This window comes from Cyanobium sp. ATX-6F1 (assembly GCF_047395825.1).
In the GTDB taxonomy this organism is placed as follows: domain Bacteria; phylum Cyanobacteriota; class Cyanobacteriia; order PCC-6307; family Cyanobiaceae; genus ATX-6F1.
On sequence record NZ_JBCEBF010000001.1, the window covers coordinates 666,600 to 688,940 of the forward strand.

The following is a 22,341-nucleotide window of genomic DNA, read 5'->3' on the forward strand; positions in this document are numbered from 1 at the left end:
CCTAGCGCCAGGCCGCCGGATCGAGAAACGTCTCCGCTGCGACGGGACCCGCCAGAATTCGCTCCGCCCCAGGCCGCAGGGGGCCTTCCAGCAGCTCGGCCGCGGTGATCTCTGCGGCCCCGGCAGGGCCGGCTGGTCAGGATCGAAGGCCGTGGGATGGGTGACGCTGCTGGAGAAGCCCCGGAAGATCAGCAGCTCGAAGGCTTCGCTCGCCCCGTCGTCCGCCGCGGGCAGGGTGCCCCGCAGGCGCAGCACCCGATGGGGATGCTCGCGGCTGATCGCCTCCAGGGCCCCAAGCATCAGAACTCCCCGGCCACGCGCCCCTGCTTGGGCAGCCGCACCAGCAGCCACTGCAGCAGGCCCACCAGGTAGGCCACCAGGCCCATGTAACCCACGAAGACCGCGAAGGACGGGGTCCAATCGGCCCCGAAGACGAAATCGAACAGCCGCGCCAGGCCCACATTGAGCCCCTTGGGCGCCTCCAGCCACACCTGGCAGGCGGGCCGCGACACCGAACCCCAGGCGCAGCCCAGGGCGGTGGAGCTGAAACCCGCTCCGATCAGGGCGAACAGGGTGAGCCCCCAGCGCCAGGCCCGAACGGTGAACGGCAACGGGCGCCAGGGGGGCAGATCAGCCAGTTCCTCGTTGATGTCGACCCAGAACCAGAGCGAGGCGATGATCAGCAGCTGGGCCACCACCCCGAGCAGATAGCCCAGGGGCTTGCCGTCGGTCATCAGCAGCACCGTGACCACCAGCAGGCTGGCCACCTTCCAGTAGATGGTCAGCAGGCGCAGCATCGCCCCTCCCGGCGCACGGCGGCCCAGATCAGCAGCACCAACGGCAGGCCGAGGGTGAACACCACCGCCAGGCGGTAGTCGAGCCACACCAGGGAGCGGTAGAGCAGATCCGGCACAGAGCTGGTTCAACAAGGCGTCATTATCTGCTGTGCCCTGCAGCAGTAGGGTCCGACCATGGCTCCGTTCCCCTTGCTTTCCTGGTGGCGACCGGATGGTGAGTCGGCCCTCTGCCGCACCGCCACCGCCAGCGACGCCTCCCTGGAGGCGGCCGTGGGGGCCGTGGTGCGCGAACTCGACAGCCGCGCCTTCAGCGCCGAGCGGCCCGCCGACCTCGCCCTGGTGTTCTGCTCCACCAGCTACGCCAGCGACCTGCCTCGGCTGCTGCCGCTGCTGCGCGCCCACCTGCACGCCCGCCACTGGATCGGCTGCGCCGGGGCCGGTGTGGTGGTCACCGACGCCGCTGGAGCGAGCCACGAGCTGGAGCAGCAGAGCGCCCTCGGGGTGACGCTGCTGCGGCTCCCCGGCGTTGCCTTGCAGCCCTTCGCCCTCGACACCGAGAAGCTTCCCGACCTGGACGGGGCCGCCCAGCCCTGGATCGACTGGGTGGGGGCCGACCCGGGCGCAGCCCGCTCAATGCTGCTGTTCGTGGACCCGACCAGCTCGGGCCTCAACGACCTGATCAATGGCCTCGACTACGCCTTTCCTGGTCTGGCCAAGGTGGGTGGCATCGCCGGTCACCACAGCGCCGACCATGGCTCCCTGTTCCTCGGTGACCGCGTGCTCACCGGCGCGGTGGGCTGTCTGATCGGTGGGGCCTGGCGGCTGGATCCGGTGGTGGCCCAGGGCTGCCGGCCGATCGGGCCGGTCTTCGAGGTGGAGCGGGCGGAGCGGAACGTGGTGCTGCAGCTCAGTGCCGGTGACCAGCGCAACACACCGGTGGCCTGCCTGCAGACGATCCTCGAATCCCTCACCGCCAGCGAGCGGGAACTGGCACGCCATTCCCTCTTCCTGGGGGTGGCCCGCAACGCCTTCAGCCTCGAGGGTGGTGGCCTTGAGAACGGTGACCGCGAGGCTGAAGCGGCCTTCCTGGTGCGCAACCTGATCGGCGTCGATCCGCGCAATGGCGCCGTGGCGGTGGCGGAGCGCATGCGCGTGGGCCAACAGGTGCAGTTCCAGCTCCGGGATGCCGCCGCCTCCCGCCAGGAGCTCCAGCAGCTGTTGATGCGCCAGCAGCAACGGGCGCCGCAGCCGCTGGCGGCCCTGCTGTTCGCCTGCCTGGGCCGGGGCCAGGGTCTCTACGGCCATCCCGACGGGGATGTGGGAGTGGCCCGGGAGCTGTTCGCGGGTCTGCCGATCGTCGGTGCCTTCTGCAATGGCGAGATCGGCCCCCTGGCGGGCAGCACCCAGCTGCACGGCTACACCGCCAGCTGGGGTTTTCTGGTCAACGAGCCCACTCCGGAGCCCTGAGCCGATGGTGCGCCAGCACGTCAACCCCCTGGGCCTTCTCTACCAGCAGCCCCTGGTCCTGCCGCCCCCGGTGGAGTTGTTCGCGGCTCCGGATCAACCGCTGCACCTGGATGTGGGCTGCGGCCGCGGGCGCTTCCTGCTGGAGATCGCCCAGCGCCATCCGGAATGGAATTTTCTGGGCGTGGAGATCCGCCGCCCTCTGGTGACGGCCGCTGAGGCGGATCGCCGCGCCCTGGGCCTGACCAACCTGCGCATCCTGTTCTGCAACGCCAATGTCAGCCTCCAGGATTGGCTGGGGGCCTTGCCAGCCGGCCTGCTGCGGGGCATCAGTGTGCAGTTCCCCGACCCCTGGTTCAAACAAAGGCACCACAAACGACGGGTGCTGCAGCCGGCGCTGCTGCGCGCCTTCGCCGCCGCCCTGGAGGGGGCGAAACGGCGGGAGAGCTGTTCCTGCAAAGCGATGTGCTTGCCGTGATCGAGCCGATGGTGACCCTGTGCGAAACCAGCGGCTGGTTCGATCGCCCCGCCGGCGACCCCCGTCCCTGGCGCCAGGACAACCCCTGCCGGTGGCCACCGAACGGGAACGGCACGTGCTCGCCCAGGGCCTGCCCGTCTACCGGGTGCTCTACCGCCGCAACGGCCAGCCCCTTTGCGACCTGGCCACCCTGGAGGCGGCGCGCGAGGCCGCCGATAATCCGGCCCTACCCGTGGCAGCTTCGGCCGCCGTGGTCCCAGCCGGCGCCTGAATGTCCCCCGCTCCCGCTCCCGTTCCTTGGCTGATGCGCTGGCAGGGGCTGCTGGCCGGATCCGCCCCTGGCCCCCTGGCCCGCCAGCTGCCCACCGTGGCCGGCCTGGTGCTCTGCGCCCTGATGGCGGGCATGCCCCTGGTCACCCGCGGTGGGCTGAGCCTGCTGATCCTGTCCTCAGGGTTGATCTGGGTGCTCTGGGCCCTGCGCACCCCGCCCGGACCGATCGGAGCGATCAGTGGCTGGCTGCTGCTGGCGCTCGGGGTGAGCGTGCTCGCCACCGGCTTCTCGCCGGTGCCCAAGGAAGCCCTGCAGGGGCTGTTCAAGCTGGTGAGCTACCTGGGGGTCTATGCGCTGATGCGCCAGCTGCTGGCGGAGGCGCCAATCTGGTGGGACCGGATCGTGGCGGCCCTGCTGGCGGGCCAGCTGACATCCGCTGTGATCGGGATCCGTCAGCTCTACGGCGACACCGGTGAACTGGCCCGCTGGGCCGACCCGAACTCCGTGGCCGACGGCACGATCCGCATCTACGGACCCCTGGAGAACCCCAACCTGCTGGCGGGCTACCTGCTGCCGATCCTGCCCCTGGCGGTGGTGGCCCTGATGCGCTGGAAGAGGCCCGCCCCGCGCCTGTTCGCCCTCATCTCCCTGGTGCTGGGCACCGCCGCCACCTACCTGAGCTACAGCCGTGGGGGCTGGCTTGGCATGGTGGCCGCCCTCGGGGTGATCGCCCTGCTGCTGGTGCTGCGCGCCACCCGCCACTGGCCGCCCCTCTGGCGGCGCCTGCTGCCGCTGCTGCTGCTGCTGCTGGCGGTGGCGGCCCTGGTGGTGGCAGTCGCCCTGGTGGAACCGCTGCGGATTCGTCTGCTCAGCCTTGTGGTGGGCCGCGAGGACAGCTCCAACAACTTCCGGGTGAACGTCTGGAATGCGGTGATCGAAATGATCAACGACCGGCCCTGGCTGGGCATCGGCCCGGGCAACAAGGCCTTCAACGCGATCTATCCGCTGTATCAGCAGCCCAAGTTCAACGCCCTGAGCGCCTACTCGGTGCCCCTGGAACTGCTGGTGGAAGGGGGCCTTCCCGGGCTGGTGGCGGTGCTGGGCTTGCTCTGGACCAGTGTGCGCCTCGCCCTCGCTCAGCTCAAGGGAGAGGCGGCCTTCGCCCTGCCCGCCCTGGCGGCCCTGGCGGCGATCGCGGGCCTGGGGGTGCAGGGCATCGCCGACACGATCTTCTTCCGCCCGGAGGTGCAGCTCAGCGGTTGGTTCTGCCTGGCCACCCTGGCGGTCACGGCCCGCTCACCCCGGGAGACCTGAGCGGCCCGCCGCCTTCCTTTGCCGACCTGGGCCCATGGCCAACCTGATCGCCGGCTTCGACGCCGGCCAGACCCACACCAGCTGCCGGCTTGCCCTGGTGGCCGCAGACGGCGGGATCCAGCCCGTGGCCAGCGGTGAGGGTCCGGGGGTCAGCCATCTTGCGGCCAGCGGCGGCGAGGAGCGTTTTCTGGCCGCCCTGCGCACGAGCTACGGCGCCGCCCGCGCCGCCCTTGGGAACGGCTCCAGGCCGTCCCTGGCCCTGGGCGCCGCCGCCGCCGGCGCCAGCGGGATCGAAGCGGGCACCGACCTGGAGCAACAAGGCCAGACCCTGATCGCCACCGCCCTTGGACTGCCGCTCGAGCGGGTGCGGGCCAGCGGTGATGAGCGCACGGCCCTGCTGGGGCCTGCGGCCGCGGGGCCGGCATCCTGGTGATCAGCGGCACGGGCTCGATCGCCCTGGGGCAGGACGGCCAGGGCCGCGAGCACCGCTGTGGCGGTTGGGGCTGGCAACTGGATGGGGCCGGATCAGCCATGGATCTGGGCCGCGATGGCCTGGCCCTGAGCCTGCGCATGGCCGACGGGCGCCTGCCGGAGAGCGCCCTGCGCGCGCGTCTCTGGGCGGCCCTGGCGGACGCCGAGGGGATCACCGGGGCCGCGATCACGGGCCAGTGGATCAAAGCCCAGGTGGTGGCGCCCGGCTTTGCGCCCGCCGGCTTTGCCCGCCTCGCCCCGGCCGTGAACCGGCTGGCGGCCGGCGGTGATCCCGATGCGGCCCGCATCGTGCAGCATTCCGCCAACGCCCTGGTGGAGCTGGTCAGCGGGGTGGCGGAGCGCCTGGAACTCACGGCCCCGGCGGTGTTCGCCACGGGGGCGTTGACGCACCTCGATCAGCTGAGGGACCGTTTCGCGGCCGCACTTCAGAGCGCCCTGCCCGCCGCACGGCTCAGGGAACCCAGGGGCGATGCCCTGGCGGGGGCCTTGCAGGTGGCCGCTGCCCTGCTCAGCTGCGGTTGAGGCTCGCATCGGCCAACTCGGCCAGGTGGCGTGACCAGTGCTCCACCTCCCGCTGCTGGGCGGCCTCCACCATCACCCGCAGCAAGGGCTCGGTGCCACTGGCCCGCACCAGCACCCGTCCGGATCCCGCCATCGAGGCCTCGGCCTGCTCCACGGCGGCGCGCAGGGGTTCGCAGCTCTGCCACTGCTGGCGCCGCTGGCGATCGGGAACGGTGACGTTCAAGAGGATCTGGGGGTAGGGCCTGAAGCTGGTGTCCAGCCAGTCGGCCAGGGAGCCTCCCCTGCCAGCGATCAGCGTGGCCACCTGCAGGGCCGTGAGCAGCCCATCGCCGCTCATGCCGTGGCGGGCCGAGAGGATGTGACCCGATTGCTCCCCGCCCAGGGCCGCGCCGGAGCTCTCCATGGCGGCATGGACGTACTGATCGCCCACGGCGGTGCGCTCGAGCACCCCACCCCGCTGCTCCCAGGCCCGCTCGAAGCCCAGATTGGACATCACCGTGGCCACCAGCCGGTTGTCCGGCAACTGGTCCGCCTCCAGCAGGGCGCCGCCCCAGAGGTAGAGGATCTGATCGCCATCCACCACCCGGCCCCGGCCGTCCACCGCCAGCATGCGGTCGGCGTCGCCATCGAAGGCAAAGCCCATCGCCGCCCCCCGCTCCAGCACGGCCCGCCGCAGGGCCTCCAGGTGGGTGCTGCCGCAGCCCACATTGATCAGGCGGCCATCGGGAACACCGTGCAGCACCGTCAGGTCGGCCCCCAGGGCCTCGAACACCTCGGCGCCGCAGGCCGTGGCCGAGCCCCAGCAGAGGTCGAGCACGATCTTCGCCCCCTCCAGCTGCCGGCCACAGGCGCTGGCGATCAGCGCCTCGCGGTAGTCGCTCAGCAGGTCGCGGCGGTCGCGCAAGGCGCCGCAGCTCAGCTCCGCCAGAGGGACCACCACGGCGCTGGACTCCCCCGCAGGCCGGCCTCGATCGCCTGCTGCTGCGAGCGATCAAGCTTGGCGCCGGAGGCGCCGAACACCTTGATGCCGTTGTCGTGGGGGTTGTGGCTGGCGGAAACCATCAGGCCACCGGCCGCCCCCTGGCGCCGGATCGTGCCGGGCAACGCCGGGGTGGGGCAGAGCCCCAGATCCCAGACCTCCCTCCCGGCCGCGCTCAGTCCGGCGCTCAGCGCCGCCACCACCATCGGGCCGCTGGTGCGTGAATCGGAGCCCAGCACCACCGGACCCTGGGGCGGCAACACCTGGCCGCACCAGTAGCCCACCTGCAGGGCCAGGGCGGGGTGAGCTGGGTGCCCACCCGGCCGCGGATGCCGTCGGTGCCGAAGCCCGCGACGGCCGGTCCCAGGGGGGACCCACCGGCGGGGGGCAGATCGGGCATCGCGGCGGCTCGGTTGGCGATGAGGCTAAGCCGACCCGCCGGAGCCCCCAAAGCGACTCAACGCCAGCGCTGGACCCTCAAGGCGACTCAACGCCAGCGCCGGGGCCACCAGGCCCAGCGCAGCAACTCGATCACCGCCCAGAGCAGCAGGCCGCCCACCACCCAGCCGGGCAGCAGAAGCAGCGGCCACCAGGAGCGCAACAACAGCACCAGACCCGCGGCCACCAGCACCATCAGGGCGCGGCGACGCTGGTGGGCGCCGGGCAGGCTGCCCAGCCAGGGGGCAGACGATCGATCAAGGCCGTGGGCAGACGCATCGAGGCTTGATCGCTGCTCCCCAGAATGCCAACACCGCCAAGACCCCGTGAGCGAACCGCCCGCCCCCGCCGCCCAGTGCCAGGGTCCCCTGCTGATCGCCCTCAGCTGCGCGGGCGCTCTGGCGCTGCTGCTCACGGGCCGCTGGGCCCTGCAGCAACGACCGGAGCTCACCCCCGCCAGCTCGAGCGCTCAACTGAGCTGGGTGCGCCATGGGGAGGTGGACCCGCAGCGGCGCCGGGAGGCCAGCCTGCTGCTGGTGGAGCGGGTCAAGGGGAACCCCGACGAGCAGTACCAGCTCTTGGCGGGCCAGGGCTGGGGCCCGGACATGCTGGCGGCGGTGGTCCTCAAGGGGCAGGCCCTGGCGGCCGAGCGCCGCGGCCGCGGCGTCGAAGCCGACGACCTCTGGAGCAAGCTGTTGCGGCGCTTCCCCCGGGATCCCGCCAGCGCCGACGCCCTCTACGCCCTCGGCCGGCGGACACCCGCCCAGCGGCTCGATCTGCTGCGCCGCTTCCCGGCGCACCCGGCCGCCCTGGCCGGCGCCCTGGAGCTGGGTCCGGCGATCGACCAGGAGAGGTTGGGCACGCTGCACCTGGCGCGCTGGGGTCCCCGCTGGCCTGGCGCAGAAGCCCGCCTGCGGCGCACCTGTGCCGTCAAGGGCGTTGCGCCGCCACCACCCGAGCAGCGGCGAACGCTGGCCCTGGCCCTCGCGGAGCTGGGGGATGGCGCCGCCGCCCTAGACTGCCTGGGCGGGGCGAGCCTGGGCGATTCCGCCGTTGCCCTCAGCCTCGCAGCGGCCCTGCTCAAGGGTGATGGGCCCCAGCAACAGAAAGCAGAGCAGCGGCTGCTGGAGCTGGCCCAGCGCTGGCCGCAGGCGCCAGAAGCCCTCGAAGCCAGCCGGCTGCTCAGCCAGCAGCCGCGACCTGAGGCCCTGGCCCTGCTGGCCCAGTTGCCCGCGCCGCTGCGGGCCACAGCCCCGGTGCAGGCGCGCCTGGTGCTCCAGCATCAAGGCAGTTGGCGGGCGGTGCTGCAGCGCTGGCCCGGGGATCCCGCCAGCTGGGATCTGCAGTGGGAGCTGGCCCGGGGACGGCTGCTCAAGGGCCAGTGGCGCGAGGCCGCCGAGCTGCTGGGCGCTCTGAATCCAGCGCAGCTGGCCGCTCCCCTGGCGGCCCGCCAGCAGTTCTGGCTGGGCTACGCCCAGCGGCAGCTGGGCCAGGAAGCGGCGGCCCGGGGGTCTGGGAGCGGCTGCTCAGCTCCGCCCCCAGCGGCTACTACGGCTGGCGGGCGGCCCTGCAACTGGGCCAGGCCGGGGCGGCGAATCCACCGGCCCTCAGCGCGCTCACGCCGCCCCCTGGCGCCCGCTGACCAGCGGCGATGCCGAGTTGGATGAGCTCTGGCGGCTGGATCAACGCCTGGAAACCTGGGAGCGCTGGCGGAACCAGCGCCGCAACCGGCCTACCCTTCAGCCCGAAGCGCTGGTGGTGGAGGGGCGGCTGCGGCAGGGGGTGGGCGATGACTGGACGGGCCTGGCCCAACTGGAGCAGGCCCACCTGATGCTCCCCGCCGGCAGCTGCCAGAGCCGGCAGGGGTTCGATCAGGACCTCCACCCGGTGCGCTTCGCGCCCCTGTTCCTAGGCGCGGGCAAGCGCGAGCGGGTGGATCCGGCGCTGCTGCTGGCGGTGTCCCTGCAGGAATCCCGGTTCACGCCGGCGGTGCGCTCCGCCGCCGGTGCCGTCGGCCTGATGCAACTGATGCCGGAGACCGCCGCCGAGCTGGCCGGCAAGCCACTTAGCCTGGAGGCCCTCCAGCAGCCCGACATCAACGTGCCCCTGGGGGCGCGCTACTTACGGCAACTGCTCACCTTGTGGCGGGGCGATCCCATTCGGGCGGTAGCCAGCTACAACGCTGGCCCCGGCGCCGTCCAGGGTTGGCTCGGGCCCCTGCTGCAACGGCATCCCGAACTCTGGGTGGAGGCCATCCCTTACCCGGAAACCCGGCTGTACGTCAAAAAGTGCTGGGCAACCGCTGGAGCTACCTGCGACGCGGCCGCGAACCCGCCTGCTAGCCGATTCGGATCAGGTTCTCGGCCTGCAGATGGGCGCCAAGGCCCATGCCGAGCAGCACCAGCAGACTCAGGGCCAGGGCCCCCAGCAACGGCGGTGGCACCACGCGGAGCCGGATCAGGTCCAGGCGGGCCAGCAGCACCGAACAGGCCAGGATCACCACATCGGCCAGCACGTTGAGGTGGAGCAAGTAGAGCCCTCCGGTGATCACCAACAGCAGAGTGACCACCAGGGTGATCGCCTTGCTGGTGGCCATCAACAGCGACAGCTGACGAAACAGCTGATCCGGCATGGCGCAGACCATCACCACCACCAGGGTCTGCAGGCACTGAATCGGCCAGTAGACGGTGTAGGCGAGCCAAGCCTCCTCGGCCCCGTTCCCTTGGTAGGACTGATGGGCCGCCATCCAGTGGGCCCCCATGTAGATGCTGACCGCCACCAGCAGCAGCGTCATCGGCGCCCGGATCGGCAGGGTCAGGTAGCGGAGCATCGTTCTCAGGGCCGTCGTCTCTCAGGGCCTTCGGCTTCCAGGCAGCACCGTATCGGCGGCGGGCCGATCCAGCACCAGAGCAATGGCCTCCAGCGGGCAACTGGGGATGCACTGCTCGCACACCAGGCAGATTTTGGCGTCGAAGTGCAGCTGCCAGCTCGGGGCACGGCTGCTGAGGGCGCCGCTGGGGCAGACGCTCGAGCAGATGCCGCAGTCGACGCAGCGGGCTGGATCGACGCGGATCTCCCCGGGGGCCCGGTTCAGGCCGAGGCCCAGGCTCTCCAGCCAGAGCTCCGCCGCATCGAGCTCGTCGATGTCGCCGGAGAGCTCCACCACCATGGTGCCGCTCTGGTTCGGGGCCACCTGGGCGCGCAGGATCTTCGCGGCGATGTCGAAATCGACCGCCAACCGATAGGTGATCGGCTGGTGCACCGCCTGGCGGGGGAAATGAAGGGTGAGGCGGCGTTTCACGCGGTTCGACCCGTCGCAACGAGGCTAGCGCTGCCAGAGTGCAGTCCTGTCCATCTTCCGCTGACCGTGTCCGGCGACCCTTCCCCTCCCCAGCGACCGGCGCCACCGCCTCCCTGGGCCGACGGGAGCAGATCCTGCTGGCGCTGATCGCCGCCCTGCTGGCGGTGGTGGTGTTCGTCTTCCAAGGGGGTCTGCGCCGGGAAGCACCCCTGGAGCGCCTGGCCCGCCTGTCGCTCGATCTGCCCGTGGCCCTGAGCGACGGACGGCCCACCCTGGTGGAGTTCTATGCCGACTGGTGTGAGGCCTGCCGGTCGATGGCTCCGGCCATGGAGGCGATCGAAGATCATCACCACGGCGAACTGGATGTGGTCTTGCTCAACGTCGACAACCCTCGCTGGCAGGGCGAGGTCGAGCGCTATGAGGTCAACGGCATTCCCCAGCTGGAACTCTTCGATCGAGACGGTCAACCGATCGGACGCTCCCTGGGTGCCCGCAGCCGAGGGGAACTCGACGCCCTCACCGGTGCCCTGATCGCCCAGACCCCCTGCCCCGCCTGGCCGGCGTCGGCAGCACCAGCCCCCTGGCCGGCGGCGGCGCCACCGCGGCCGTTACCGGTCCCCGCAGCCACGGCTGATTGCTGCCGCTAAAAAGGCCCCGTGCTTCGCTCAAGCCCACCCGTTCCCCCGCCATGAACCGCTTTCGGGTCGAGCTGATCGCCGCCACCCCCAACCCCCAGCAGTGCGTCTACGCCGCCATGCACCAGGACTACTCCGAGGATTTCGTGGCGGCCGACCGAGCCAACTGGCCCGATGAGACCCGGGCTGGGGAAATCTGCGTCAAGCGGCTGCTGGGGGGCGAACGCGGCCACTACGGCCCCCTGGAACACGGGCAGATCGTGCTGAACGTCGGCTGGTTTCCCCATTCGGTGATGCAGCAGGCCCGCACCCACCGGGTGGGTGTGAGCTTCGATGTGCAGTCGATGCGTTACACCGGCGATCGCATCCGCCGCGCCGCCAACGGGGAGCTGGAGCTTGAGGAGGTCTTCTACCTGCGGCCCGTGGGCAGCTACAGCGACCGCCAGGGCAAGAAGTACGCCTACACGGCCGAGGAGCGCGCCAAGGATCTGGCGCTCTGCCGCGCCGCCGCCGAGCGCTACCGCGACCTGCTTGACGCGGGCTTCGCCGAGGAGCACGCCCGCGGCATCCTGCCCTTCGACTACCGCCAGCACTTCGTGGTGAGCTTCAGCCTGCGGGCCTTCCTGCACTTCATGGACCTGCGGGCCAAGCTCGACGCCCAGGAGGAGATCCGCCAGCTCTGCGACCTGCTCTGGCCCCACTTCGTGGCCTGGGCCCCGGAGATTGCCGCCTGGTACGAGAAGAATCGGCTGCACAAGGCGCGGCTGGCACCCTGAGCGGGCCAAGACGGGCCATGGCCGAGCTAGCTCAGCAACCTCCCCTGTCGGCGGCACCAGCGGCGTTCCCAGGCGGCGATCGGCAGCCGCGGCGGGCCCCACACCCCCAGCCCCTGGCGCTGGGCCTGCCGTTCCTCTGAGAGAAAGGCCTTCGCATCGCAACGGCTGAGCTTCTGGCGGTAGACGAGGGCCTGACCACGCCGCACCAGGATCCAGTTGACGTTGCCCCGCTCGCTGAGCAGCTTGGCCACCGTTCGGCCGTAGCGGTCCGTGCCCAGAGGCGTGAGCAGGACCGGGCTGCCCGGAGGCAACAGCGCCCTCAGGGCCGCCCGCGACGCCACACCCCATGGGGGCTGAGCGAGCTCAGGCGCATCGATGCAGGCCAGCCGCAGCTTGAGCCGCCTGCCCTGGACCGCCACCATCAAGCTGTCGCCATCGACCACGGACAACACCTTCGCGCCCACCCGGCTGACGGAGTAATCCACCGAGAGCGGCACGGCGGCCTGGGCTGAACCTTGGGCGGCCAGTAGCAGCGGCAACGCCGCGAGGATGAAGCGCGCAGACCCCGTCCATGACACCGCCCCCGAAGCGCGAACTGCGCTCAGACCTTGGCGAGGGTCACCCGTTCCGGCTGGTGTTGGTACTTGCCGGAACGGTCGCTGTAGGTGGTCTCGCAGGGATCCCCCTCGAAGAACAACAGTTGGCAGATCCCCTCGTTGGCGTAGATGCGGCAATCGGCGCCGGACGAATTGCTGAATTCCAGGGTGAGGTGGCCCTCCCAGCTGGCCTCGGCGGGGGTGGTGTTGACGATGATCCCGAGGCGGGCATAGGTGCTCTTCCCAAGGCAGATCACGGTGATGTTCGCCGGCACCTTCATCTTCTCGAAGGCCACACCGAGGCCGTAGGAGTGGGCCGGCAGGATGAAATAGGACCCGTCCTCGTCCTGGTGCAGGGCGGCGGGTTCGAGGTTGGCGGGATTGAACCGCTTGGGGTTCATCACCGTGCCCGGCACATGGCGGAAGATCAGGAACTCCTTCGGCGAGAGCCGCAGGTCGTAGCCGTAGGACGAGCAGCCGTAGCTGAGCACCGGAGCCGTCCGGTTCTCAGGGTCGAGATGGCGCACCAGCGTGGGCTGGAAGGGCTCGAGCAAGCCTGCGGCGGCCTGTTCGTTGATCCAGCGATCGCACTTAAGCATCAGCTCCCCCGGCGCAACTGGGTGACCTGGTCGGCCATCGCCATCAGCGGCGGCGGCATCGACGGCCCGGTGAGGATCACATCGAGATGCGAAGGGCGCCGCTCCAGGGTCTCGCTCACATCGGCGGCCTCCAGGTAACCCAGTTCGACCGCCAGCCCCAGCTCATCGAGCACCATCAACTCCACCGAACCGGCGAGCAACTGCTCCCGGCTGAACGCCCAGACCTCCTGCACCGCCTGACGCTCCTGCTCGCTGGCGGGGGGATCTCCAGACAACCGGGCACATCGGGGCGCAACCACTGAAGGCGGCCGCAGAGCCAGAGGCTGTGCCCCAGACCCTGCTCCACACCCCCTTGAGGAACTGACTGATCAGCACACGACTGCCCAGGCCGGCGGTGCGCAGCGCCTGGCTGAACACTCCGCCGAAGCTGCCGCGGAACGGAGCCGTGTGGATCTGCAACAGACCTTCCTGCTGGCTCACGAGCCGCAGGCTGCGCAGGGGACGGGGGGCACCGTGGTCGAGGCCGGGTTTGCGCAGGCTGGCGGTCATCGGCACAGAAGGGGGAACACGGTGTCGCTCTGCCTGGGGCGCCGCGGCCAGCGAGGTGGCCAGCGACTTGGAGGGCCTGAGCCCCTGATCGGCAGCTGAAATCTGAGGGTGCAGCGGCAGGCGGGCCTGGGTGGCGGACCCTGAATGTAGCGGTGTCGGCCCCACCGGCAAGGCAACGGCACACCATCCCTAGCGCGAACGCACGTACCAGCACCCAGGAGCCAGAAACCTCCAGCGGAGCGATGGTGTCTGTTGATACAGGGGCAGCCAGGGGCGATCTTTAGCTTTTCACCACTTTCCCCGCCTTGATGGTCGGCGCCACCCGCGGTTTCAGCCGCTATAGCAGCGGTCCCAGCTCCGGAACGAGTGGCATGGCCTCCCCAGGCGCGGCTGGATCCGCCCCCACCCCCACGCTTCTGGATGTGATCCGGGGGCTCAGTGGCAGCAGCGTGGAAACGGTGGAGCGCAGCAAAACCATCTTCTTCCCCGGTGACCCCGCCGAGCGCGTCTATCTGCTGCGGCGCGGGGCCGTTCGCCTCTCACGGGTCTATGAATCGGGCGAGGAGATCACCGTTGCCCTGCTGCGGGAAAACAGCCTGTTCGGGGTGCTGTCCCTGCTCACCGGCCAGCGCTCCGACCGCTTCTATCACGCTGTGGCCTTCACCCGGGTGGAGATGGTGACAGCGCCTGCTACCTCCGTGCGCCGGGCGATCGAGGTGGACGCCAGCGTCGGCCTGCTGATGCTCCAGGGCCTCTCCTCGCGGATCCTGCAGACCGAGACGATGATCGAAACCCTCACCCACCGGGACATGTCTTCGCGGCTGGTGAGCTTCCTGCTGGTGCTCTGCCGTGATTTCGGCGTGCCCGGCAGCGAGGGGATCACCATTGACCTGCGCCTCTCCCACCAGGCGATCGCCGAAGCGATCGGCTCCACCCGGGTCACGATCACCCGCCTGCTGGGTGACCTGCGCAACGCCGGCCTGTTGCAGATCGACCGCAAGAAGATCACGGTGTTCGATCCGGTGGCCCTGGCCAAGAAGTTCAGCTGAGCCCACCGGCTCCAGCTCCGCCGCTGTCCCGCTCGATTCGTTCCCGCTCGATTCGGCTGGGTTGGATTCGGATGGATACTGAGAGCCTCCGCTTGGTTCCGTGTCCGGCTGGCTGCTGATCCTGGCTCTGCTGGTGCTCGGCGGAGTGCTCTCCACCTTCGGTGACCGCCTCGGCAGCCGCGTGGGCAAGGCGCGGCTGAGCTTGTTCAACCTGCGTCCCCGCAACACGGCGGTGCTGATCACGGTGCTCACCGGCAGCCTGATCAGCGCCGTGTCCCTGGGGCTGATGCTGCTGGTCAGCGAGCGGCTGCGGACTGGGTTGTTCCAGCTTGATCAGCTGGAGCGCAAGCTGCGGGACAGCCGCAGGGATCTGGCCAGCAGCCAGGCGGAGATCCGCCGGGCCCAGCAGGCGAGCGCGCGGGCCGAGCTCGGCCTGCACCAGGCCCAGGGGCAACTGGCCACGGCCGACCAGCGCGCCCAGAAACTGCGCAACGAACTGCAACCGCTTCAGCGGCAACGGCTCCAGCTGGAGCGGCAGCGCAATCTGCTCAGCCAGGACATCCGGGCCAAGGACGCGGACATCCGGCGCAACGAGGCGGAGCTTGCGACGGTGAACCAGCGCATCGCGGCGGGCGCCAAGGAACTGAAACGGCTTGAAGCGAAGTTGATCGATCTGCGCCGGGGGGACGTGGTGATCAGCAGCGGCCAGCCGTTGGCCACAGCCAAGATCAACCTGGAAAACGCCTCCCAGGCCACCCTCGTGATCAAGGCGCTGCTGCGGCAGGCCAACCTGGTCGCCTACCAGCGCGTGCTGCCGGACCAGGTGGCCAATCGCCAGATCCTGCTGGTGCCCCGCAGCGAGATCACCCGGCTCCAGGGTGTCATCACCAAACCAGGATCCTGGGTGGTGAGCATCATTTCCGCCGCCAATGTGCTGCGCGGCGAACAGCAAGTGCTGGCCTTCCCGGACGTGCGACCCAACCGCCAGGTGATCCGCCGCGGCGATGTGATGGCCACCACCGTTGTCGAGGCTGACCAGCGCAGTCCCGAGCAGGTGCGCAGTCGCTTGAATCTGCTGATGGCGGCCACCTTCACCCGCGCCCAGGGCCAGGGCTCCCTCGCCGACGGCGTGCAGTTCGACGTGGCCAGCTTCAACCGCCTGGGCAAGGAACTGAGCGAGCGGCCCCCGGGCCTGGCCGTTCGCCTGGAAACCGTGTCCGTCCGCAACAGTGACATCGCCGACCCGATCACCGTCGACCTGCGCTGGATCGACGGCCCCTCTCCGGCGGTGCGCAGCCTTCCCCGCCCATGACCCCTGCGCCGGCGGACGGGGCCCATGGCGGCCCCCTGGCGGCCCTGGATCCAGGCCGCAGCAAGTGCGGTCTGGTGCGCACCGATGGCTCGAGGCGGCGGGTGATCGAGGCCCTGGTGTTGCCACCAGAGGAGTGCTGGCAGCGAATCCAGCACTGGCAGGCCGAGGACCCGCTGGCAGCGCTGGTGCTCGGCAACGGCACCGGCAGTGGCGCCTGGTGCGCGCGGTTGTCGCCGCTGCTGCCTGTGATCCTGGTGGATGAGCGCGGCAGCACCCTGGCGGCGCGGCACCGGTTCTGGCAACTGGAACCTCCCGGCCCCTGGAGGCGCCTGCTGCCGGAAGGCCTGCGTCTTCCACCGCGGGATTGGGATGACGTGGTGGCCCAGCTGCTGCTGGAGCGTCACCTGGGGTGGCCCCTGGAGCGGCAGATCCCGGACGGGCGAGCTGTTACAGGCGTGCCCGCACGGTGAAGGCGTAATCGCCTCCCGGCTCGAGCTGGTAGTCGGCCTGCAGCAGAAAGCGCAGCAGGGCGTCCTGAATCAGAGCCCGCCCCAGGGAGGGCTCAACGCTGAGTTCGCCCCGATCGAAGGCCCAGCTGAAGGTCCAATGGAAGCCACCGGCCGTGACCTCGCCCTCCAGCAGTCGTCTGCTGAAGCTTTGGTGCAGCACGCGCAGCTGCGCGGTGGTGGCGGGAAGGCGACTCAGCGCGGTGGAAGCGAATCCGAAGCCAGATTGCCACCGGCCGTCACCTGAAAACTGTTCAGGCGGGTGGCCGCCCGCTCCAGCCCCAGTCGCTGGACGATCTCCACGCCGGCGATCACCTCATCGAGCACCGCACGCAGCAACGGTTGTTCGGCGGCCTGGAAGCGGCCGAGCACATGGGACAGCGTGCGCGCCTTGCGCTCTTCGGGGTTCAGGGCCGGGGCACCGATGCCGATGCGCAGACGCGGAAAGTCCTGGGTGCCGAGATGGGCGATGGCACTGCGCAGGCCGTTGTGGCCACCAGCACCGCCGGAGGCCCGCAGGCGCAGGCGCCCCAGGGGCAGATCCATGTCATCGACGACCACCAGCATCTGGCTGGGATCGAGATCGAACCAGTCGAGGGCGGCGCGGATCGAGCGGCCGCTCTCGTTCATGAAGGTCTGGGGCATCAGCAGCCGCAGGCGCCCGGAACCCTGGTGCAGGTCGGCGAGCAGGCCATGGAGCTTGGCCTGGGAGCGAAAGCGCACGCCATCCGCCGCGGCCAGCCGCTCAAGGGCCATGAACCCGACGTTGTGGCGGGTGGCCTCGTAGTCGGAGCCGGGATTTCCGAGGCCGACGAGCAGCTGGAGCGGCGCGGCCGCAGGAGATGCCATGGACGAAGAGGAAAGACCAGGACCTTTCAGGAGAGCCCTCAAAAGGAGCGATGGGCCTGAGTTACCCAGCCAGTGGCGGTGTTTAAGGGCCTGCGCTGGAGACGGGGGTGCCGTCAGAACTCAGATCGGGATCACCGGCCATGGCCGCCAGCTCGCCCGTGCTTGCGTTAGAGGTGCTTGCGTTAGAGGTGCTTGCGTCAGCGGTGCTTGCCTCGGCGCTGGCTGATTCGGCGCTGGCCAGGGATTCAGCCGCCAGAGTCTCGGCAACGACCGTCTCGGTGTCGATGGCGCGGCGGAACTCCTGCTCGAATTCCCGCGAAGCCGACTGAAAGCCCTTCAAGGTGCGCCCCAGGGTCTTGCCCAGTTCAGGCAAGCGCTTCGGACCGAACACCAACAAACCGATGGCGGCGATGACCGCCATCTCAGGCAAGCCGATCCCGAAGATGTTCATGGGTGGGGGCCGGGCGTCAGCCCAGCGGGTTCCAGTTGACGGTGATGCCGTCGAGCAGCAGCGACTTGTTGTACACCTGCAGGATCACCAGCAGGAAGACAAAGAACAGCAGCATGAACACACCCATCACCGGGGTGGTTCCCCAACCAGGCACGACCTTGCCGTACTCGGAATTCAGGGGGCGGAGCAGATCTCCCAGGCGGGTGCGTTGGGCCATGGCGTCGCAGTCCTCTCTGGCGGGGGATCGTTCTCGGTACTGTAGGCGAGACGCCGCCGGAGGGCGGTGGCTGTCGGGTCTTGTGACGGGACGGCAGCACCCCACGGCCCCTTCCCTTCCCCTGAGATTGTCCATGGATAGCTCCCCTGCCATTCCGATCGCCCTCGCTGTGCTGGCGGTGCTGCTGGGTCTCACGGGTTTTGGGGTCTACCAGGCTTTCGGGCCCCCTCCAAGGGTCTGACCGACCCGTTCGACGACCACGACGACTGAACTCAAGCGGTAGTCGAGCGGCGGATCCGCCAGCGGGCCAACTGCCAGGGGCGCAGCAGCTGCCCATCGCCGGCCGAATCGCCGTGCTGCCCAGGGAAGCCAGCGATCCGCTCCAGCACCGTCCAGCCCTCCGGCAGGTCGAGCCAGCGACGACAGGGCCCCAGGTTCTGGGCGCTGAGCAGCAGCACGGGCCCCTGGGGCGATGGCCCCTCGACCTTGAGCCCCAACAACTGCAGATCAGGGTGGCCCAGATGCAGGCCATCGTCCGTTGTGCTCCCTGGGCCTGAGCCGGGCCCGGCCGGCCGCAGCCAGAGGGGTTCGCGGAAACGCACCGCCTGCTGGGGAACCGCTCCGGCGCGCCAGTTCCCGAGCAGCGGCAACAGCGCCAGCCGCAGCCGTTGATGGCCCCGATCGGCGCCCGGGTCGGGCCAGGTGGGCCCCCGCAGCAACGACACCCCCAGCCGCTCCGCCGAGGCCGAGACCCCCTGGGGGCCATCGAGCAGCACCGCCAGTCCACCCGCGTTGCCCGACTGGCTCGCCAGCCAGCTGATCGCCGGCAGCTCCCAGCGACTGCGTTCGCGCGCCATCAGCGCCTCGGCGGGCCGCTCGATCACGCCGCCGCTGGTGTCCGCCGCCCAGCGCTCGGCCCCCTGGGCCAGGGGCAGCTCAAGCCGCAGCAGTTCATGGGTCTGCCGCCAGTCCACCGCCAGGATCAGCTCCACCCAGGGGCAGGCGGCCCGCAGGCGCAGCTCCAGCCGCAGGGCACTGGCGCCGCAGCGTCCCCGCCAACGGAACCCGGCGCAGAGGGGCCCCTGATCCACGGGCTCGGGGGGACCGTCCCACTCCAGCAGCAAGGGATGGTCGCGGTAGTCATCGGCCAGATCCCAGGCATCCCAGAAGGCGCCGCGATCGCGCCAGCGGCGCCACTCCAGGGGCGACTCCAGTTGGGCGACTCCGTGCTGGCTCCAGAGCTGCTCCAGCCCCTGGGGCCCCACCTGAACGGACACCAGGCCGTTGCCGAGCCAGTGGCGGCCCTCCATGCCGCCGGGGCGGCTGATCACGGGACCATCGATCGCCGCCGGGGCTTCCACCAGCAAGCTCTGGGTGGCCCCCAAGGGAACGGCGCTCCAGGGACAGTGCCGCCACCCCCTGGGGCCCGCTCAGCTGCACCCAGTCGCCGCCGGATGGCGCCGGCTGCCGCGGCAGGGACGAGCCATCGGCCAGGCGCCAGTCGCCCCGGGGCAAGCGCACGGTGAGCGGCGTGGCCCCCAGGGCCTGCAGCTGCACCAGCCACCAGGCGTTCGCCACCGGCCGGGGTCGGGGCGCCAACCAGCGCCCTAGGGCCCCATCCCGCTGGCGCCGCGCCAGGCGCCGGGCCTGACGCCATTGGGGCTCGGCCTGCTCGAACACCTCCGGCACCGCCGTGCCTGGAAGGATGTCGTGGAACTGCTGAAACAGCAGCGTGCGCCAGGCCTCCGTGAGCTCGGCCCGCCCGGCGGCCTCCGTTGCGGAACGGCCCTCAGGGCCGTGGGACGCAGCGCTTCGGAGCGCCTCCGCCAACTCCGCCTCCCGCAGCAGCCGTTCCAGGCTGCGGTTGTGGCGCTTCTGATCAGGGCGGCTGGTGGCGATGCCCCTGTGCAGTTCCAGGTAGAGCTCATCCCGCCAGATCGGCAGCTGAGCCTGGTGGGGCTCCAGCTCCGCCAGGTAGGCGCGCAGGCTGCCGTGGCGCTGGGGCGCCGCCAGCGGTTGCCCCTGCCAAAGCTCCAGTTGCTCCAGCATCTCGGCGGTGGGGCCGCCGCCGTGGTCCCCCACCCCTGGCAGCCAGAGGGCGGTCTCCAGGCCGGTGGAGCGCCGCCAGCTCTGGCGGTAGCGCTCCATCGCCACCGGATCGCCGTCCGTGCCGATCGGGGCCGTCATCAGGGAGAGCACCTCGGCGCCGCAACGGCTGCGCCAGCGGAACAGCCGATGGGGGAAGGGATTGGTGGCGTTCCAAGCCAGCTTGTGGGTGCAGAACCAGCGCACCCCACTGGCGGCGGCCACGGCCGGCAGACCGGCCCCGAAGCCGAAGCTGTCGGGCAGCCAGGCCACGGAGGGCTCCCACTCAGGGAAACGGGAGCGGCTGTAGGCCTGCCCCTCCTCGAACTGGCGCCAGAGGGAGGCCGTCGCGATCAGCACGCAGTCGCTTTCCACCCAGGGACCGTTGATCGGCTCCCAGCGGCCGGCGACCATCGCCGCGCGAATCGCCGCAAACAGCGCCGGGCGGTGGCGCTCCAACCAGGCGTAGAGCGCCGGGGTGGAGTGGCCGAAATGGAGCTGGGGATGGCGCTCCATCAGATCCAGGGCGGAGCGGAAGGTGCGCTCCGCCGCCTGCCAGGTGTCGGCCACCGGCCACAGCCAGGCCAGATCCAGATGGGCATGGCCGAGCACATGAAACCCGGGCTCAGCAGGCGAGGGCGCCATCCCCCTGAGCTGTTCACGCAGGAGCTCCAGACCAGCGGCCCGCTCGGACGGGGAGGCTGGATCGAGGGCCGCCAGCCGCTCGGCCAGTGGGCCTGGGGTGCCCTCGCTCTCCGCCCGCAGGACCACGAGCTCCAGGGACTGGGCCAGCAGCACCCCGTGGGGATCGCCTGAGCCCGTGGGCTCGAGCTCGAGGCGGCTTTGGATCAAGGCGCCATCGTCATGGAGTGGGCTGCGCAGGGTGAGCGCCAGCTCCAGGGGCTCACCTGCCCACCAGCGCTCGGGCAGGGTCCAGCGGCAGGCGGTGTCGAACAGATCGCCGCGGTGCACGCTCTCCCCGTCGACCCGCAGCTCGGCCGCCTCGGCCCACCAACGCAACACCAGGCGGGCCCGCAGCTGGCCCCAGGCCCGCCAGGGCTCCGGGCAGAGGAGGCGCTGGCTCAGCCGCAGCTCCTGGCCGCCGCGGGGCCAGATGATCAGGCCCCGGGCGAACCAGTCGGGCCGGTGCCGCCGGCCCCAGGGGTCGTCGATGGCGAGCGACTCCAGGCCGCCAGGGCGCTGCACCCGCCAGTGGGGATGGAGATCGCGGCTGGACCGTGACCGAAACGTTTCAATCCAGGGGTGAAGCACCGTCTCTGGGCCCTCAGCCATCCAATGCCGTCATCGGTGAGCCATAGGATGATGGCGCTGCCTCAGGGTCGTTCCGGCCCCACCGGGCGCCTGTCACCCCCTGTCACCCGCCGGACGGACCATGCTCGCCCTCAAGGTTTCGGTTTACTCCGTAGTCTTTTTCTTCATCGGGATCTTCGTGTTCGGCTTCCTGGCCAGCGATCCCACCCGCACCCCAAGCCGTAAGGACCTCGAAGACTGAGACAATCTCGGCGTCCGTTGAACCCTGCCGGCTCCTTACCCGTGGCCGGTCTGATCACCCGCCCCGGGCACGCTTGATTCCCGTCGTTGCCATGGGAGGATCAGCCCCGTTTCGGCAGGCTTGGTGAGCGAACGTCTTCCAGCTGGGTTGGCCCTGGGCCTGCTTGGGACGCTTGCCTGCGTCGGATTCACCCCCAGCGTTCGCGCTGAAAACCTCGGCGATGGTGGCGCCGAGAGCGCGGAACCCGCCCCAGCCTTGAATGCGGGGCCATCCCTGCCCCTGGGGCCGCCACCGCTGCCGCCTCTCCCCAGCGCTGAGCAGCCCAACACCCCAGCCCCCAGCGGGGGCGCCACGAAAGCAAACGAGCGCACCGCCTCCAACAGCTTCCCCGCCGAAATCCAGCTCACGGCCGATTCCCAGGCCCTCGACACCCTGCTCAACCGGGCCGTGGCCACGGGCAAGGTGCGGGCCCTGCTGGCGGGGGGTCGCATCCTTGCTGATCGGGTCGAATACGACTCGATCAGCGGCAGCCTCTATGCCAGCGGAACGGTGCGTTTCCAGCGGGGCAACCAATACCTGCAGGCCAGCCGCCTGCGTTACAACCTCAACGAGCAGCGGGGTGAGGTCGAGGAGGTCTACGGCTACCTCGATCTGGAGCAATCGAAGCAGGATTTCGATCTCGAGGCGATCCCCAGCCTGCCCCTGGGACCGGAGCAGCCGATGGCCTGCCCCCCAAGGTGCCGCCGGTGCCCAATTGGCATCCCTACCCCTGGGCCGCCACCCTCTGGGGCGGCCAGGCCATCGACACCAACTTCGGCCAGACCTTCCTGTTCCAAGGAAGGATGCGGCCGGAATACCTGCTGGGGGTCGGTCTCAACCGCCGCCTCTACAAAGCCGGTCCGATCGCCCTGGAATTCGACTCCACCTTGATGGGCCACCGGGCCGAACCCGACCGGGGCGGTGGCTTCAACCAGGCGGTGCCTTTCTCCCAGAACCCCGGCCAGGCGTTCGGCGAAATCACGTTGGGCGTCGGCTTCCGGGCCTGGCTCTTGCCCAGGCTCAGCGTCGCCTTCGTCCAGGGAGTCAGCCTGCTGAGCCAGAACAGCCTCTATGAAAAAACCTACCGAGAGAACTACAGCCAGTTCCTC

The 22,341-nt window shown here is 70.2% G+C and carries 22 protein-coding genes and 8 pseudogenes; 15 read left to right on the top strand and 15 right to left on the bottom strand.

Translation table 11 applies throughout. The annotated features are described in order from the left end of the window. Position 1: 1 nt before the first annotated feature. Positions 2-300, bottom strand: a pseudogene (locus tag AAF143_RS04150) (hypothetical protein). Continuing rightward, positions 300-913: pseudogene (locus AAF143_RS04155) on the bottom strand (DUF3177 family protein). Before AAF143_RS04155 ends, AAF143_RS04150 begins: the two co-directional pseudogenes overlap by 1 nt. A gap of 58 nt (positions 914-971) precedes the next feature. Between AAF143_RS04155 and AAF143_RS04160 the strand changes: the two are divergent. The 5 genes and pseudogenes from AAF143_RS04160 to AAF143_RS04180 all read left to right on the top strand — a co-directional run bounded on the left by AAF143_RS04160 (position 972) and on the right by AAF143_RS04180 (position 5,338). Then, on the top strand, positions 972-2,264 hold the full coding sequence (locus tag AAF143_RS04160; RefSeq protein WP_255008278.1) for an FIST N-terminal domain-containing protein: 1,293 nt from the start codon (positions 972-974) through the stop codon (positions 2,262-2,264). 7 nt (positions 2,265-2,271) lie between these two features. Further along, a pseudogene (gene trmB, locus AAF143_RS04165) lies at positions 2,272-3,010 on the top strand (tRNA (guanosine(46)-N7)-methyltransferase TrmB). Next, on the top strand, positions 3,011-4,324 hold the full coding sequence (locus AAF143_RS04170; protein WP_255008282.1) for an IctB family putative bicarbonate transporter: 1,314 nt from the start codon (positions 3,011-3,013) through the stop codon (positions 4,322-4,324). Between the two features lie 34 nt (positions 4,325-4,358). Beyond that, the gene (locus AAF143_RS04175) at positions 4,359-4,757 is read left to right on the top strand and encodes a hypothetical protein (protein ID WP_414026534.1); all 399 of its coding nucleotides are present in this window, start codon (positions 4,359-4,361) and stop codon (positions 4,755-4,757) included. Then, positions 4,754-5,338, top strand: a complete 585-nt coding sequence (locus tag AAF143_RS04180) for a BadF/BadG/BcrA/BcrD ATPase family protein (RefSeq protein WP_414026535.1) — start codon at positions 4,754-4,756, stop codon at positions 5,336-5,338. Before AAF143_RS04175 ends, AAF143_RS04180 begins: the two co-directional genes overlap by 4 nt. Here AAF143_RS04180 and glmM read toward each other — a convergent pair. Together glmM and AAF143_RS04190 are read right to left on the bottom strand one after the other, a co-directional pair. Continuing rightward, positions 5,325-6,717: pseudogene (gene glmM, locus AAF143_RS04185) on the bottom strand (phosphoglucosamine mutase). The gene AAF143_RS04180 and the pseudogene glmM sit on opposite strands and share 14 nt — an antisense overlap. 87 nt (positions 6,718-6,804) lie before the next feature. Then, positions 6,805-6,942 carry a hypothetical protein gene (locus AAF143_RS04190; protein ID WP_414026536.1) on the bottom strand — a complete coding sequence of 46 codons (138 nt, stop codon included), beginning with the start codon at positions 6,940-6,942 and terminating at the stop codon, positions 6,805-6,807. Positions 6,943-7,081: 139 nt separating this feature from the next. Here AAF143_RS04190 and AAF143_RS04195 point away from each other — a divergent pair, with 139 nt between their 5' ends. Next, positions 7,082-8,422, top strand: coding sequence for a tetratricopeptide repeat protein (locus tag AAF143_RS04195; RefSeq protein WP_414026537.1), 1,341 nt, complete (start codon positions 7,082-7,084; stop codon positions 8,420-8,422). A gap of 163 nt (positions 8,423-8,585) precedes the next feature. Further along, positions 8,586-8,906, top strand: a pseudogene (locus AAF143_RS04200) (transglycosylase SLT domain-containing protein); the annotation flags it as partial. Between the two features lie 187 nt (positions 8,907-9,093). Here the strand turns inward: AAF143_RS04200 and AAF143_RS04205 are convergent. Together AAF143_RS04205 and AAF143_RS04210 are read right to left on the bottom strand one after the other, a co-directional pair. Then, the gene (locus AAF143_RS04205; RefSeq protein WP_255008290.1) at positions 9,094-9,585 is read right to left on the bottom strand and encodes a hypothetical protein; all 492 of its coding nucleotides are present in this window, start codon (positions 9,583-9,585) and stop codon (positions 9,094-9,096) included. 21 nt (positions 9,586-9,606) lie between these two features. Beyond that, on the bottom strand, positions 9,607-10,056 hold the full coding sequence (locus tag AAF143_RS04210; RefSeq protein WP_255008292.1) for an NIL domain-containing protein: 450 nt from the start codon (positions 10,054-10,056) through the stop codon (positions 9,607-9,609). A 38-nt stretch (positions 10,057-10,094) separates the two neighbouring features. Between AAF143_RS04210 and AAF143_RS04215 the strand changes: the two genes are divergently transcribed. After that, the gene (locus AAF143_RS04215; RefSeq protein WP_414026538.1) at positions 10,095-10,703 is read left to right on the top strand and encodes a thioredoxin domain-containing protein; all 609 of its coding nucleotides are present in this window, start codon (positions 10,095-10,097) and stop codon (positions 10,701-10,703) included. 41 nt (positions 10,704-10,744) lie between these two features. After that, the gene (gene thyX, locus AAF143_RS04220) at positions 10,745-11,467 is read left to right on the top strand and encodes an FAD-dependent thymidylate synthase (protein WP_255008304.1); all 723 of its coding nucleotides are present in this window, start codon (positions 10,745-10,747) and stop codon (positions 11,465-11,467) included. 26 nt (positions 11,468-11,493) lie between these two features. On the opposite strand, the gene AAF143_RS04225 is transcribed toward thyX, so the two are convergent. The 3 genes and pseudogenes from AAF143_RS04225 to AAF143_RS04235 form a co-directional block, all read right to left on the bottom strand. Further along, complete coding sequence (locus AAF143_RS04225; protein WP_414026539.1) at positions 11,494-12,006, bottom strand: thermonuclease family protein; 513 nt, start codon at positions 12,004-12,006, stop codon at positions 11,494-11,496. A 62-nt stretch (positions 12,007-12,068) separates the two neighbouring features. Continuing rightward, positions 12,069-12,662, bottom strand: coding sequence for a dCTP deaminase (dcd, locus tag AAF143_RS04230; RefSeq protein WP_255008307.1), 594 nt, complete (start codon positions 12,660-12,662; stop codon positions 12,069-12,071). Beyond that, a pseudogene (locus tag AAF143_RS04235) lies at positions 12,662-13,211 on the bottom strand (cob(I)yrinic acid a,c-diamide adenosyltransferase). The gene dcd and the pseudogene AAF143_RS04235 overlap by 1 nt, the downstream one beginning before the upstream one ends. Positions 13,212-13,519: 308 nt before the next feature. Between AAF143_RS04235 and ntcA the strand changes: the two are divergent. From ntcA to AAF143_RS04250, 3 genes are all read left to right on the top strand, one after another. After that, positions 13,520-14,260 carry a global nitrogen regulator NtcA gene (gene ntcA / locus AAF143_RS04240; protein WP_255008310.1) on the top strand — a complete coding sequence of 247 codons (741 nt, stop codon included), beginning with the start codon at positions 13,520-13,522 and terminating at the stop codon, positions 14,258-14,260. Positions 14,261-14,360: 100 nt separating this feature from the next. Further along, complete coding sequence (locus AAF143_RS04245) at positions 14,361-15,572, top strand: DUF3084 domain-containing protein (RefSeq protein ID WP_255008312.1); 1,212 nt, start codon at positions 14,361-14,363, stop codon at positions 15,570-15,572. Further along, positions 15,569-16,042 (top strand): RuvX/YqgF family protein, encoded by a 474-nt coding sequence (locus AAF143_RS04250; RefSeq protein WP_255008314.1) that lies wholly within the window; start codon positions 15,569-15,571, stop codon positions 16,040-16,042. The genes AAF143_RS04245 and AAF143_RS04250 overlap by 4 nt, the downstream gene beginning before the upstream one ends. Here the strand turns inward: AAF143_RS04250 and AAF143_RS04255 are convergent. The 4 genes and pseudogenes from AAF143_RS04255 to psbH form a co-directional block, all read right to left on the bottom strand. Continuing rightward, positions 16,020-16,277: a DUF3146 family protein gene (locus AAF143_RS04255; protein WP_255008722.1), complete on the bottom strand. Its 258-nt coding sequence runs from the start codon at positions 16,275-16,277 to the stop codon at positions 16,020-16,022. The genes AAF143_RS04250 and AAF143_RS04255 overlap by 23 nt on opposite strands. Next, positions 16,274-16,927, bottom strand: a complete 654-nt coding sequence (gene pth, locus AAF143_RS04260; protein WP_255008316.1) for an aminoacyl-tRNA hydrolase — start codon at positions 16,925-16,927, stop codon at positions 16,274-16,276. The genes AAF143_RS04255 and pth overlap by 4 nt, the downstream gene beginning before the upstream one ends. A 241-nt stretch (positions 16,928-17,168) precedes the next feature. Continuing rightward, a pseudogene (locus AAF143_RS04265) lies at positions 17,169-17,378 on the bottom strand (TatA/E family twin arginine-targeting protein translocase); the annotation flags it as partial. Between the two features lie 16 nt (positions 17,379-17,394). Beyond that, positions 17,395-17,595, bottom strand: coding sequence for a photosystem II reaction center phosphoprotein PsbH (gene psbH, locus AAF143_RS04270; RefSeq protein ID WP_254939294.1), 201 nt, complete (start codon positions 17,593-17,595; stop codon positions 17,395-17,397). A 133-nt stretch (positions 17,596-17,728) separates the two neighbouring features. On the opposite strand from psbH, the pseudogene psbN reads away from it, so the two are divergent. Then, positions 17,729-17,865: pseudogene (gene psbN, locus AAF143_RS04275) on the top strand (photosystem II reaction center protein PsbN). Positions 17,866-17,867: 2 nt separating this feature from the next. Here psbN and AAF143_RS04280 read toward each other — a convergent pair. Both AAF143_RS04280 and AAF143_RS04285 read right to left on the bottom strand, forming a co-directional pair. Then, positions 17,868-18,845: a glycoside hydrolase family 38 C-terminal domain-containing protein gene (locus AAF143_RS04280; protein WP_414026888.1), complete on the bottom strand. Its 978-nt coding sequence runs from the start codon at positions 18,843-18,845 to the stop codon at positions 17,868-17,870. Continuing rightward, positions 18,736-20,973 (bottom strand): hypothetical protein, encoded by a 2,238-nt coding sequence (locus tag AAF143_RS04285; RefSeq protein WP_414026540.1) that lies wholly within the window; start codon positions 20,971-20,973, stop codon positions 18,736-18,738. The genes AAF143_RS04280 and AAF143_RS04285 overlap by 110 nt, the downstream gene beginning before the upstream one ends. A 100-nt stretch (positions 20,974-21,073) precedes the next feature. On the opposite strand from AAF143_RS04285, the gene AAF143_RS04290 reads away from it, so the two are divergent. Together AAF143_RS04290 and AAF143_RS04295 are read left to right on the top strand one after the other, a co-directional pair. After that, positions 21,074-21,193, top strand: coding sequence for a photosystem II reaction center protein I (locus tag AAF143_RS04290; protein ID WP_255008323.1), 120 nt, complete (start codon positions 21,074-21,076; stop codon positions 21,191-21,193). Between the two features lie 123 nt (positions 21,194-21,316). Then, complete coding sequence (locus tag AAF143_RS04295) at positions 21,317-22,123, top strand: hypothetical protein (protein ID WP_414026541.1); 807 nt, start codon at positions 21,317-21,319, stop codon at positions 22,121-22,123. Positions 22,124-22,341 lie beyond the last annotated feature (218 nt).

Coding starts and splice junctions, on each gene's coding strand:
- AAF143_RS04290 (WP_255008323.1), top strand. CDS start 21,074: ATGCTCGCCCTCAAGGTTTCGGTTTACTCCGTAGTCTTTTTCTTCATC.
- AAF143_RS04285 (WP_414026540.1), bottom strand. CDS start 20,973: ATGGCTGAGGGCCCAGAGACGGTGCTTCACCCCTGGATTGAAACGTTT.
- AAF143_RS04175 (WP_414026534.1), top strand. CDS start 4,359: ATGGCCAACCTGATCGCCGGCTTCGACGCCGGCCAGACCCACACCAGC.
- AAF143_RS04160 (WP_255008278.1), top strand. CDS start 972: ATGGCTCCGTTCCCCTTGCTTTCCTGGTGGCGACCGGATGGTGAGTCG.
- AAF143_RS04205 (WP_255008290.1), bottom strand. CDS start 9,585: ATGCTCCGCTACCTGACCCTGCCGATCCGGGCGCCGATGACGCTGCTG.
- pth (WP_255008316.1), bottom strand. CDS start 16,927: ATGGCATCTCCTGCGGCCGCGCCGCTCCAGCTGCTCGTCGGCCTCGGA.
- ntcA (WP_255008310.1), top strand. CDS start 13,520: ATGGTCGGCGCCACCCGCGGTTTCAGCCGCTATAGCAGCGGTCCCAGC.
- AAF143_RS04250 (WP_255008314.1), top strand. CDS start 15,569: ATGACCCCTGCGCCGGCGGACGGGGCCCATGGCGGCCCCCTGGCGGCC.
- dcd (WP_255008307.1), bottom strand. CDS start 12,662: ATGCTTAAGTGCGATCGCTGGATCAACGAACAGGCCGCCGCAGGCTTG.
- thyX (WP_255008304.1), top strand. CDS start 10,745: ATGAACCGCTTTCGGGTCGAGCTGATCGCCGCCACCCCCAACCCCCAG.
- psbH (WP_254939294.1), bottom strand. CDS start 17,595: ATGGCCCAACGCACCCGCCTGGGAGATCTGCTCCGCCCCCTGAATTCC.
- AAF143_RS04170 (WP_255008282.1), top strand. CDS start 3,011: ATGTCCCCCGCTCCCGCTCCCGTTCCTTGGCTGATGCGCTGGCAGGGG.